Below are 12,213 nucleotides of genomic sequence, written 5' to 3' on the forward strand. Positions count from 1 at the left end.
GAGCCGTGCACACCGAGCCGTGCACACCGAGCCGTGCACACCGAGCCGCGCACACCGAGCCATGCACACCAAGCCGGGAACAGCAGGCCGAGAACAACAAGCCGAGAACAACAAGCCGAGCATGCCAGGCCGAGCGGATCAGGCGCCCGCCTCGCGCCGCTCGGCCCACTCCCGCCGAAGCGCGGCCGTAGGGTTTTGCGGTGACCGTCAAGCGGATGCCCGCCGCGGAGATTCCCGTCTCTGTCGAACTGGTGCGCGGTCTGCTCGACCAGCAGCACCCCGATCTGGCGGACCTGCCGATCGAGATCCTCGCCAACGGCTGGGACAACCTGGTGTGCCGGCTTGGTGCGGAGTTGCTGGTCCGGTTGCCGCGCCGCGCCATGGCCGCCGAGTTGACCGCGCACGAGCAGCGCTGGTTGCCGGAGCTGGTCGGTCGCCTGCCGTTGCCGGTGCCAGCGCCGGTGCGCGTCGGGCAGCCGACGACCCGCTACCCCTGGTCGTGGAGTGTCGTACCGTTCTTCCCGGGCCGGATCGTGGCGCTTTCGGCGCCCGGCGACCCCGGGGCGGCCGCGGCGACGCTGGGCGCCTTCCTGGACGCGCTGCACATGCCGGCTCCGCCGGAGGCTCCCGTCAACCCGATGCGTGGGATTCCCCTGCTCGGCCGCGCCCCGGGGGTCCTGAACGGGCTCGCGCATGTCGATCCGGCCGATCGTGCCGCCGCGCTGCGGGTCTGGGAGGTGGCCGTCGCCGCACCCGCGTGGGGTGGTCCACCGCTGTGGCTGCACGGGGACCTGCATCCCGCCAACATCCTCGTCGACCGGGGCCGGCTCAGCGCCGTGATCGACTTCGGCGACATCACCTCGGGCGATCCCGCGACCGACTTGTCCGTGGCCTGGATGCTGTTCACGGCTGAGCAGCGTGCTGCTCTTCGACGGGAGTACGGCCGTGCGGACGACGCGACCTGGGAGCGGGCGCGCGGCTGGGCGCTGGCCCTGTCCCTGGTGTTCCTGACGCACTCGCAGGACAACCCGCTGATGCGCGGCATCGGCGAGCGCGCCTTCCGCCTGGTGCTGGATTCGTGATGGCGGACGGGTGGTCCTGGTGGCCGCCCCCGGGGGGAAGGGCGGCCACCAGGGGTCGCGCTCAGGACAGCGAGCAGGCGTTCCCGTTGACGGTGACCAGCCCCGGGTTGGGGTTGGCGCCGCCGTTGGTCGTCGCGTTGAAGCCGAACGTCACCGTGCCACCGGGGACGATCTTGGCGTTGTACGACTCGTTCTTCGCGGTGACCGTCGCGCCGGACTGGGTGACCTTCGCCAGCCAGGCCTCCCGGACGCGCTGGTCACCCGTGAACGCGAACCGGGTGGTCCAGCCGTTGACGGCCGTGGACCCGGTGTTGCGGATGGTCAACTGCGCGGTGAACCCGGTGTTGCCCTGCCAAGCGCCGTAGTTGGCGTAGCTCACCGAGCAGGTGACGGCCGGTACGGCGCCCGCCTCGCCCTGGTCGGCCAGGAACGAGGAGATCCAGGCCAGCGCCGAGTTCCAGTTGATCGCCACCTCGTTCGTGGAGTACGAGTTGATGTCGTCGACGTAGCAGAACATCGGCTTGCAGCCGGCGAGCAACTGCGCCACGAAGGGGTCCTGCAACGCCGCGTTCGCGCCACCGGCGAGGGAGCCGGCGGGCGGACGGGGCAGGTTGGCGTCGAGCTGGTGGCCGAAGATCCGGCTGTGCTGGTTCTGCGCGGCGTGCTCGCCCCAGCCGGTGACGTACGAGATGTTCAGGGCGTTGCGGCCCAGGATGTAGTCCATCGCCTGCACGGCGCCGTCGCGGTAACGGGCGTCGCGGGTCAGGTCGAAGGCGGTGGCCAGGACGATCGCGTTGTTGATGATGCTGCTGTTCGCGCCCCAGAAGTAGCTGTCGGCGTCCCCGGGCATCGGCAGCCCGTACGCCTGCCGGCGCAGCTCGGCGAGGTACGCGTCGGCGGCGGCGGTGACCGAGGCGCGAACCCGGGTCAGGTCGGCGGCGGGCAGCCCGTTCGGCACGGTGGCCAGATCGAGTCGACCCAGCGCGGCGACGCTCTGCCAGCCGAAGCCACGCGGCTCGAACACGTTGCCGGTGTGGTGCGGCGACGCGGTCAGGTCGGTCAGGTAGGTCTGCGAACCGGTGGTGAGGTACAGCTCGACCGCCGCCCAGTAGAACTCGTCGGTGACGTTCGAGTCGTCGTACGCGCCGCCGCCGGTGCCGTCGGTCGGGCTGGCGTACACCGCGGGGTGTGCCTTCGCGGCGGCGTAGGCCGTCTTCGCGGCGGTGCCGCAGCGGGACGCGAACGCCGCGTCGTACGGGGCGAAGAGTCGCGCGCACTGGGCGGCGGTCGCGGCCATGTTGAGGGTGGCGGCGGTCGACGGCGGGTGCAGCTCGCGTGGCTGCGGGTCGTCCTGCGGGGCGAGCGGCAGGCCGGTCCAGTTCTTGTCGTGGATCTTGTGGTGGACCATGCCGGCGAGCGGCTTGCCGGCCGGCACCTGCATGCGCAGCAGGAACTCCAGCTCCCAGCGGGCCTCGTCGAGGATGTCCGGGACGCCGTTGCCGCGCTCGGGCACCCGCAGGGTGCTGTCGGCCAGTCCGGCGCCGCCGTTGGCGGTGGCGGCCGTCTTGGTCCGCTCGAAGGTGTTGAGGAGCTGGTAGGTGGCGATGCCGCCGTTGACCACGTACTTGCCGTGGTCGCCGGCGTCGTACCAGCCGCCGCGCACGTCGAGGGAGTAGTCGCAGACGCCCGGCTGGCAGGGCACGCTGGTGTCGCCCTGGTTGGGGGCGACGCCGAGGTGGCCGGCCGGGCGGGCGTACTCGTCGCCGATCAGGTCACCGTCGATGGCGATGCCGCTGCGCTGGGCGTAGAAGAACTGCATCGAGTCGGAGCGCAGTTGGTTGTAGAGGGTGCCGGAGATGTCGAACGGGTGACTGGTCTCGCCGTCGACGGTGAGCGTCAGCCCCGCGCCCGGGGTGCGGTAGCTGGAGAAGTCGACGGTCTGCACGTTCTGCCCGGAGGCGGCGTCCACACCACGCGTGGTGGTGGTGCCGCTGGCCAGGACGGCCCCGGCGGCCGAGTGGAGCTGCCAGGGCAGCGGCGTGGTCGCCTCGGTGACCACCGTGGCGTTCTTCGGCCCGCCGGGCAGGTAGCCGGCCTGGTTGACGCGGACGCGGGGCCCGGTGTCCGGCTCGTACGGCGCGGGGGGTTCGCCGCCGCGCAGCGACACGTCGTCGAGGCAGATGGTCTGCGCCTGCGCGCTGCCACCGACCTGGAAGATGAGCTGGGCGTTCTGGTTGTCGTCCGGGACGGTGAAGGTCGACTCGACGCGCTGGACGGTGCCGGTGGCGGCGGCGTCCACGGCCGCGTACGTGGTGTACGGGGCGCTGCCGAGCTGGAGCACGGCCTTGACGGCGGTGCCGGGGGTGGCGGTGATGTCGAAGCCGAGCGTGTACTCGGCGCCCGCGATCAGCGGCACGCCGTCCTGACCGATGCCGGCGTCCCACGGGTTGGCGAGTCCACCGGGGACGGCGGCGCAGAGCTGGCCGTCGGTGACCCCGAGTGAGTCGGTGCCGTAGGAGAACCACGGGCTCACGCCCGCGCTGAAGTCCCCGTTGTCGATCTGCTCGGGGGCGTCCGGTGGAGGGGCGGCGTAGGCCGCTCCGGCGCCCGCGCCGGTGAGGGCCAGGGCGGTCGCCGCGGCCAGGAGGAGGCGACGTTTGGATGGCGTCACGGGGTAGTCCTTCCGGGACGGGAGGTGAGGCAGGTGGCGGTGGCGACCTGGGAGCGCTCCCAGGTCGAAGCTCGATGTTTCCAGTGGTGGATCGTCCTGTCAATTGATCCGACTGGATGGGATCTGCCGTCCGACAAGGGCGGAGACGCGCGCCGCGGCCGAACGCGAGACGTGAGATTGGCCGCGCCACGCGCCGTCGTCCTGATCTCCTAGAGACAACTGCGCCCTTCGCCTGGCAGGCTGCCTCCCATGACCCTGAAGCTGCGCTCCGTGGGAACGAGCGACCGTGGGCTGATCCGCAGCGGAAACCAGGACGCCCTGCACGCCGGCACCTGGCTCGTCGCGGTCGCCGACGGCATGGGCGGAATGGCCGCCGGTGACCTCGCCAGCTCGCTCACCATCGACGCGGTCGCCCCGCTGGACGTGGAGACACCCGAGGACGCCCTGGTGGCCGCCCTCCAGGACGGCATCGCGTTGGCCACCGCCCGCATCCGGCAGGCGGTCGCCGACGACCCCGAGCGCCAGGGCATGGGCACCACGTTGACCGCCCTGCTCTTCGCCCGTACCGGTAGCTGCCTGGCCCTCGCCCACGTCGGTGACTCGCGGGCCTACCTGTTCCGCGAGGGTGTGCTCAAGCAGATCACCCGCGACGACACCTTCGTGCAGATGCTCGTCGACCAGGGCGTGATCACCCCGGACCAGGCCAGCAGCCATCCGCGCCGGGCCGTCGTGACCCAGGCGTTGCAGGGCGAGGACGTCTCCCCGTCGTACGCGACGATGGTGCCCCGGTCCGGCGACCGGTGGCTGCTGTGCAGCGACGGCCTCTCCAACGTCGTCCGCCCGGACACCCTGGCCGAGGTGCTCGCCGCCTACCCCGACCGGTCCGCCTGCGCCGGCAAGCTGATCGACCTGGCGCTGCACGCGGGCGCTCCGGACAATGTCACCGTCGTGGTGGCCGACGTCGTGGAGGAGTAACCCCTGCTCAGCGTCGTCGCGGCGCGGCCCGCCGGGTGGGCGTCGCCGTGTCCGGGTCTTCGGGCCACGGATGACGCGGATAGCGACCGCGTAGCTCGGCGCGGACCTGCGGATAGCCGGTACGCCAGAACGACGCGAGGTCCGCGGTGACCGCCACCGGCCGGCCGGCGGGGGAGAGCAGGTGCAGCAGCACCGGCACCCGGCCACCGGCGATGCGTGGGGCCGCCGGCCAGCCGAACGTCTCCTGGAGCTTGACCGCGAGCACCGGCGCGGCCGGGTCGGCGTAGTCGACGCGGATACGTGAGCCGCTGGGCACCTCGATGCGCTCGGGCGCGAACTCGTCCAGGCGCGCGGCCTGCGCCCAGGGCAGCAGCCGACGCAGGGCCGAGGTCACGTCGACCCGGCTCAGGTCGGCCCGCCGCCGGCCGGCGGCCAGCTCCGGCCCCAGCCAGGTCGGGGCGGCGGCGAGCAGCGCCTCGTCGTCGACGTCGGGCCACTCGGCGTCGAGGTGCAGCCGGCAGAACGCCATCCGCTCGCGCAGCCCCCGCGCCGCCGGGGTCCACGGCAGCAGTCCCAGGCCCTCCTGACGCAGGCCGGTGAGCAGCGCCGCCGTGATCTCCGCCGGGTCCGGACGGTCCAGCCGCCGCGTCACCAGTTCGATCGCGCCCAGTCGGGTCACCTCCCGGGCCACCACGTCCCCGTCGGACCAGCCGACCTCCCGGCGCGTGGACAGCAGGGGGCCCGCCGCCTCCCGGGCGGTCGCCTCGTCCAGGCCGGTGGCGCGGCGGATCCGCGCCGAGGGCGCGCCGGGGCGGCGGTCCGCGACCGCCACCGCCAGCCAGTCGGCGCCGGCCAGGCCCGAACCGGCCGCCAGCTCCGCGGCGGTCCCGCCCGTCATGAGGTACGACGATCCGCCCGGCCGCCGCACCCGGGCCAACCGCTCGGGGTACGCCAGACCGACGACCAGCCCGGCGGCGAGGTCATCGGTCAGCCGCTCGCGGTCAGCGGGTACGCCGGGCCGAGAAGTCGCGGCGGCACCGGTCGGTGACGCGCTACCGGTCGGCGGTGCGGTGCCGGGCGCGGCGGTTGCCCGGACACGTCCAGAACCGGCATGGTCGCCGTCGGGGGAGCCGGCGGGCAGGGCGGCGCGCAGGCGGCGTACCTCGGCCCGCCAGCGGGCGGTGGCCCCCGCGTCGACGCCGGCGCGCAACCGACGCCAGCCGGCCACCAGGTCGTCGCCGGGGCCGGCCGCGCTCTCCTCGGCGAGGAGGGCGACCACCTCGGCCGCCCGGTCGCCGCCGACCCGGTCGGCGGCGTCGAGCAGCGCCCGGGCCAGCCGGGGGTGCGCACCGGCGGAGGCGATCGCCCGTCCCCGCCCGGTGATCCGACCCGTCGCGTCGACCGCGCCAAGTGTTTCGAGGGTGTCCCGGGCGACGGTCATCGCCGCGGCCGGTGGCGCGTCGGGCAGCGCGAGTCCGACGCCATCCGGGCTGCCCCAGGCGGCCAGCTCCAACGCGAACCCGGTCAGGTCGGCGGTGGCGATCTCCGGCTCCGGCCGGGCGGGCAGCCGCTCGTGGGTGGCCTCCGACCAGCAGCGGTAGACGCATCCGGGCGCCTCGCGGCCGGCCCGGCCGGCCCGCTGGGTGGCGGCGGCCCGGGAGACCGGCACGGTGACCAACGCGCCCAGTCCCCGGGCCAGGTCGATGCGGGGCACCCGGGACAGCCCGGCGTCCACCACCGTCCGTACGCCCGGCACGGTGAGGCTGGTCTCGGCGAGCGCGGTGGACAGCACCACGCGACGCCGGTCGTCGGTCCGGGGGCGCAGCGCCGCGTCCTGCTCGGCCCCGCGCTGACGGCCGTGCAACGGCAGCAGCGCGACGGTGTCCCGCAGGTCGGCGAGCCGCCCGGCGACCGACGCGATCTCACCGGCCCCGGGCAGGAAGACCAGCACGTCGCCGGCCTGCTCGCGCAGCGCCCGGCGGACGGTGGCGGCCACCTGGTCGAGCAGCGCGCGGTCGACCGGGCCGGCCCCGGGCGGCGCGACGGGCCGGGGCGGCGGCGTCCAGATCCGCCGCACCGGGTGCAGCGCCGACTCGGCCCGGACCACCGGGGCGGGGGTGGCCCCGCCGAGTAGCGCGGCGAACCGGTCGGTGTCCGGCGTGGCGGACATGGCGAGGAGCCACAGGTCGGGCCGGAGCGTGGCCCGGGCCTCCACCGTGAAGGCGAGCGCCAGGTCGGCGTCGAGCTGCCGCTCGTGGCACTCGTCGAGCAGTACCGCGCCCGTGCCGGGCAACTCCGGGTCGTGGTGCAGCCGGCGGACCAGCAGGCCGGTGGTGACCACCTCGATCCGGGTGGCCGGGGAGACCCGCCGCTCGCCGCGTACGGCGTAACCGACCCGGTCGCCGACGCGCTCGCCCAGCAGGTCGGCCATCCGCCGGGCCGCGGCGCGCGCCGCCACCCGGCGGGGCTGGGCGATCACCACCCGGCCGTCGACCCGGTCGGCCACCGCCAGCGGCGCGAGGGTGGTCTTGCCGGTGCCCGGCGGCGCGACCAGAACCGCCGCGCCGGCCGCGTCGAGCGCGGTGAGCACCGCCGGCAGGGTGGGACGGACCGGCAGGTCCAGGGTCACGTCGGAGAGCACGGCCCAGTCTCGCACCGGGCCCCGGCGGGCTCGACGGGCCCGCCACCAACGCGAACGGCCGGGTCGCCGCCCCGAAGGGAAACGACCCGGCCGGTGTTCACACGATCGAGGACCGGGGCAACGCTGACCCGACCCTCGATCGTGAAGCCCCTAGTAGGTGCCGTCGAGCTGGCCCCGCAGCTTGGTCAGCGCCCGAGCGAGCAGTCGGGAGACGTGCATCTGCGAGACGCCGATCTGGTCGGCGATCTGCGACTGGGTCAGGTTGCCGTAGAACCGCAGGGTCAGGATCTTCTGCTCCCGCTCGTCGAGCGTGGCGAGCGCCGGGCCGAGGGCGACCCGCAGCTCGGCCAGCTCGAACTCGTTGTCCTCGCCGCCGAGCATGTCGCCCAGCTCGGTGGCCCGGTCACCGTCGCCGGTCGGCGTGGACAGCGACACCGCGTTGTACGCGCGGGCGCCTTCCAGGCCCTCCAGGACCTCTTCCTCGGTGATCTTGAGGTGGGCGGCGATGTCGGCGACCGTCGGCGAACGGCCGAGGGTCTGCAGCAGCGAGCTGTTGGCGTCGGAGATGGCGAGCCGCAGCTCCTGGAGACGACGGGGAACCCGGATGTCCCAGGTGCGGTCGCGGAAGTGGCGCTTGAGCTCGCCGATGATGGTGGGGATCGCGTAACCGGCGAAGTCGACGCCGCGCGACGGGTCGAACTTGTCGATGGCCTTGATCAGGCCGACGGCGGCGGTCTGCGCCAGGTCGTCGGTCGGCTCGCCCCGCCCGCTGTAGCGGTGGGCCAGGTGGTTGGCCAGCGGCAGCCAGGCCTCGATCGCGCGGTCCCGCAGAGCGGCGCGCGACGGGTGGTTGGCGGGCAGCGCGGCCATCGCGTTGAGGAGATCGGCGGCGCTGTCGGTGAGTGCGCGCGGGTCCAGCTTGGTGGTGCTCTTCTGCTCGGTAACCGTGGTGCTCGCCTGCTCGGTGATCGTTGACGCGGTCATGGTGGTCCTCCCTGCACCTCGTCCGCGGACAAAAATAAGGTGGCGCTTTGGTTTAGCTTCAGTTGGGCCGTTCGGGAGTCACCTTAACCTGATCGGCTCCCGGAAAGCTAGCCGAAAGGTTGATGTACTTAAGGTGTGTCGACCCACAAAACGCCCATAAGCGGCGACGATCGCGCAGGTGGCGAAGTCCCTTACCCGTTTTCGGGGCGATCCTGCGGTGTCCGATCAACCCGGCGGGTCCGACCGGTCGGTCCAGGAGCCTCCACCGACCGGTCAACATGAAATCCGACAACCGGGCAGGTGTGTCGACTATCCGTCGTTGTCCCGTCGGCGGGACCGGCCGTAGCGTCGCGGAGTAGACACCCGGTTCGGAGGCACCGTGCTAGATCCAACCGCTCCCCAGCTCGTCGTGAACAGCCACACCCTCTACTTCAGCTGGTTGCCGGCGGACCCCGACGCGGTCGCCGCCCTGGTGCCCACCGGGCTGTGCCCCCGTGCCGACCGACAGGTGTTCCTCAACCAGTACGTCGTCGAGGACGAGACGCAGACCTCCGGCTTCGGCGCTTACTCGCTGACGTACATCGGTGTCTCGCTGGCCGGCGTGGACGCTCCCGGCGGGCTCAGCCCCGGCGGCTGGTGGACCCACTACGTGGCCTCCAGTCGAATCGTCCGCGAGTACGCCACCGCGCGCGGCGCTCCCGTGCTGGCCGGCCTGACCACGATCAAGCTCAACGGCGAGGCGCTGCAATCCGAGACCGAGGCGGACGGGGTGCCGCTGATCCGCGCCCGGTGTCGGGTCGGGCAGACCGGGCACGTGATCAGCAGCGGGCACCACCGCTACTTCACCCAGCGTGACGGTCAACTGCTCAGCTCGGTCTACCCGTACGTGGCCGAGCCGGTCACGCCGTTCGAGATCGAGTCGGTGGAGTTCCTGCAGCCCCGACACCCGATGTACGCGCTGCGCCCCGCCAACCCGCTGATCATCGGCTTCGGCTACTTCTCACCGCGCTCGTCGTTCGCCTACCCGGGAGGGCTCAGCGTGCACCCGGGCGGGGCTGGCCTGCCCGAGCCGGCCCGGCCGGCTCACCAGGTGCCGGCCAGCCTCGCGCGCAGCGGCCTGCCGTCGGGGTCGTAGACCAGCCGGTACACCGGCAGCGCCCAGGCTCGCGTGAACCAGGGCAGCCGCTCCGGGCGGTGCGGGCGCAGCCGGCCGGGCGGACGCTCGCCGACCTGGCCGCCGTCGTACCACCGTTGCAGTTCGTCGGCCGCGGCCGTGATGGCCGCGACGGCGTCGGCCGGGTCGATCAGGTCGGCGTCGTCGGCGCCGTCGGGGTCGCGGTCCAGGTGCTCGCGCCAGAGCCGCAGCCGCAGGTCCCGGGCGTAGGCGCGGGCCCCGTCGCCGAGGCCCGCCGGGTCGGTGGGCGTCCGCTCGTCGCGCGTGTCGTCGAGTACGGCGCAGGACAGCTCGCTGTCGTGGGTCCAGGAGCGGCGGTTGAAGTTGTCGCTGCCGACGCTGGCCCACACGTCGTCGACCACGCAGACCTTCGCGTGGACGTACACCGGGGTCCCGGCGTGGTTCTCCACGTCGAACACGTGCACCCGATCGGGCGCGGCGCGCTCGCACAGCGACAGGGCCTGCTCGCGGCCGACCATGTTGGGCGGCAGGGCGAGCCGGCCGTCCACGTCCGGGTGCCGGGGCACCACGGCGACCAGGTGCAGCTCCGGGTTCTCCCGCAGCGCCTGGGCGAACAGGTTCGCCACCTCGGTGGACCAGAGGTACTGGTCCTCCAGGTAGATGAGGCGGCGGGCCCGCTGTACCGCCTTGGTGTAGCCCCGGGCCACGGTCCGCTCGCCGTCCGGGGCGAACGAGTAGCGCGGCCGCACGGCGGGGTAGGTGCGCAGCACCTGGATCTGGTGCGGCCCGCACTCGGGCGGGTCGGCGGGCTGGTCGGGCAGCGGGTCCGGTCGCAGGTCCGCGCCGCGCAGCCGGTCCCGGGCGTACGCCACCGGGTTCTCCGAGTCCAACGGCATCGGGTCGGTCCAGCGCTCCCGGAAGAGGGTGTCCAGCGCGCCGACCACCGGCCCGCGCACCGCGAGCTGCACGTCGTGCCAGGGCGGGTTCGGGCCGTACCGGGAGGACATCTGCACCGGCTGGGGGTCGCCGCCGTGCGCGGCGTCGTCGCGGCGGCTGTGGCACAGGTCGATGCCACCGGCGAAGGCGATGTCCCGCTCCGGCGCGTTGAAGTGCCGCAGCACCACCAGCTTCTGGTGGTGCGAGCCGCCCCGGCGCACCCGCTGGTCCAGCAGCACCTCACCGCCGGCCGCCGAGACCGTCTCGCTGAGGTTGCGGTTCTCCGCCTCGCTGTAGGCCAGCACGTCCAGGTGTGAGCGCCAGATCAGGCCCTTGACCACCACGCCGCGCTGGGCGGCCTGGGCGAAGAGCTGCGCCACGGTGGGGCCGTCCGGGCGCAGCCGCTGGTCCGGGTCACCCCGCCAGTCGGTGAAGAAGAGGTGGTCACCGGCGGTCAACGCCTCCACCTCCTCGACCAGCCGGTCGAAGTACGCCGCGCCGTGAATCAACGGCTCGGCGAGGTTTCCCCTGGTCCAGACGGGTAACCCAGAGACCGGGTTGGCGCGTTCCTGCGCGGTGAGGAACCACTCCTGCAACGGCACGTCCAGCCCTCCGGAGGTCGACAACGTCCTCACGGTAGGACCCCCGACGCGGGTCCGCATGCCAGGCCGCCCGACCGGTGACCTGGATGACGCCACGCGAGCAGCGACAACAGCCAGGGAGGCCACACCATGCCCCGCGAAACGACGAACCCCGTGAACGAGTACCGCGAGCCGGCGGTGGAGAGCGAACGGGGGGCGCTGGTAGCGGTCTTGGTGATGGTGATCCTGGGCGTCGCGGGAATCTTCGCGGTCTCGTAGGACGGCGCTGCGGGTCCTCCTAGCTCGGACGTTCTTGACTCGGATGTTCCTGGGTCGTACGGTTTCGGGCGTGGTCATCTCACCTTCCTCGTACTGGACCGGCCCGCTGCCCGAGGCGACTCCGCCAGCGGACCTGGCGCTGTACCGTCTGCCCACCGGCACCTACACGACGCGAGCGGCGTTCGCCGTGACCGGAGGGTCCATCCGGGACAAGCGGGATTTCGCGGCCACCGCCGTGCTTATCGCTCACCCGAAGGGCGACCTGCTCATCGACGCCGGGTTCGGCGAGCACGTGGCGGAGCACATCACGATGCTCGCGCGCGTGGAGCGTGCTCCCCACCGGCTCGGCCGGACCGTGGCGCAGCAACTCGACGCGGCGGGCTATGACCGGTCCCGGCTGCTGGGCGTGCTCGTCACGCACGTGCACTGGGATCACGTCAGCGGCCTGGACTCCCTGCGGGTGCCGGTGTGGATCAACGAGGCCGAGATCCGCTACGGCGCCGACGACTCGCACGGCAGGGTCTTCCGCGCGGTGTCGCAAGGCCTGGAGATCCGGGAGTACGCCTTCGACGGCCCGGAGTATCTCGGCTTCCCGGCGAGCTTCGACGTCTACGGAGACGGCTCGGTGATCGTGGCCCTCGCCGCGGGGCACACCTCGGGTTCCGTCGTCGTGTTCGTCACGCTGCCCGCCGGGAAGCGGTATGCGTTCATCGGCGACCTCACCTGGCAGCTGGACGGCATCTCCCGTGGTGCGGAGCGCCCGTGGTTGCTGCGCCGCGTCGCCGACGTCGACGCCAAGACGGTCCGGGTCGACCTGCGGCGCAGCATCGCCCTCAGCCGCGTGTTGCAGGTCGTTCCGGCACACGATGTCGCCGCCTACGACACCATCCCGCTCCTGCCGTCCCGGTTCCCGGCCGGGACACTGTGAC

At 73.0% G+C, this 12,213-nt stretch carries 8 protein-coding genes; 4 read left to right on the forward strand and 4 right to left on the reverse strand.

The features are described from left to right. Nucleotides 1-200 precede the first annotated feature (200 nt). Nucleotides 201-1,082, forward strand: a complete 882-nt coding sequence (locus AB0J36_RS18420; RefSeq protein WP_363660903.1) for an aminoglycoside phosphotransferase family protein — start codon at nt 201-203, stop codon at nt 1,080-1,082. A gap of 61 nt (nt 1,083-1,143) precedes the next feature. Here the strand turns inward: AB0J36_RS18420 and AB0J36_RS18425 are convergent, their stop codons facing one another. Further along, nucleotides 1,144-3,753 carry a glycoside hydrolase family 9 protein gene (locus tag AB0J36_RS18425; protein WP_357173389.1) on the reverse strand — a complete coding sequence of 870 codons (2,610 nt, stop codon included), beginning with the start codon at nt 3,751-3,753 and terminating at the stop codon, nt 1,144-1,146. A 249-nt stretch (nt 3,754-4,002) separates the two neighbouring features. Between AB0J36_RS18425 and AB0J36_RS18430 the strand changes: the two genes are divergently transcribed. Then, entirely contained in the window at nt 4,003-4,728 is a 726-nt protein-coding gene (locus tag AB0J36_RS18430; RefSeq protein ID WP_357119833.1) for a protein phosphatase 2C domain-containing protein, read from the forward strand. A gap of 7 nt (nt 4,729-4,735) precedes the next feature. On the opposite strand, the gene AB0J36_RS18435 is transcribed toward AB0J36_RS18430, so the two are convergent. Together AB0J36_RS18435 and AB0J36_RS18440 are read right to left on the reverse strand one after the other, a co-directional pair. After that, a complete protein-coding gene (locus AB0J36_RS18435) occupies nt 4,736-7,369 on the reverse strand; it encodes an ATP-dependent helicase C-terminal domain-containing protein (protein WP_357173858.1) in 2,634 nt (877 codons plus the stop codon). 150 nt (nt 7,370-7,519) lie between these two features. After that, nucleotides 7,520-8,353 (reverse strand): SigB/SigF/SigG family RNA polymerase sigma factor, encoded by an 834-nt coding sequence (locus tag AB0J36_RS18440; RefSeq protein ID WP_357119831.1) that lies wholly within the window; start codon nt 8,351-8,353, stop codon nt 7,520-7,522. 379 nt (nt 8,354-8,732) lie between these two features. Between AB0J36_RS18440 and AB0J36_RS18445 the strand changes: the two genes are divergently transcribed. After that, nucleotides 8,733-9,488 (forward strand): hypothetical protein, encoded by a 756-nt coding sequence (locus AB0J36_RS18445; protein WP_357119828.1) that lies wholly within the window; start codon nt 8,733-8,735, stop codon nt 9,486-9,488. Here AB0J36_RS18445 and AB0J36_RS18450 read toward each other — a convergent pair. Continuing rightward, on the reverse strand, nt 9,437-11,026 hold the full coding sequence (locus AB0J36_RS18450; protein WP_357173861.1) for a phospholipase D-like domain-containing protein: 1,590 nt from the start codon (nt 11,024-11,026) through the stop codon (nt 9,437-9,439). The two genes, AB0J36_RS18445 and AB0J36_RS18450, sit on opposite strands and share 52 nt — an antisense overlap. A 328-nt stretch (nt 11,027-11,354) precedes the next feature. Here AB0J36_RS18450 and AB0J36_RS18455 point away from each other — a divergent pair, with 328 nt between their 5' ends. Further along, complete coding sequence (locus tag AB0J36_RS18455) at nt 11,355-12,212, forward strand: MBL fold metallo-hydrolase (protein WP_357173392.1); 858 nt, start codon at nt 11,355-11,357, stop codon at nt 12,210-12,212. The last annotated feature ends 1 nt before the right edge of the window (nt 12,213 follow it).

The sequence above is a fragment of the Micromonospora sp. NPDC049662 genome (assembly GCF_040675055.1).
Taxonomy (GTDB): Bacteria; Actinomycetota; Actinomycetes; order Mycobacteriales; family Micromonosporaceae; genus Micromonospora.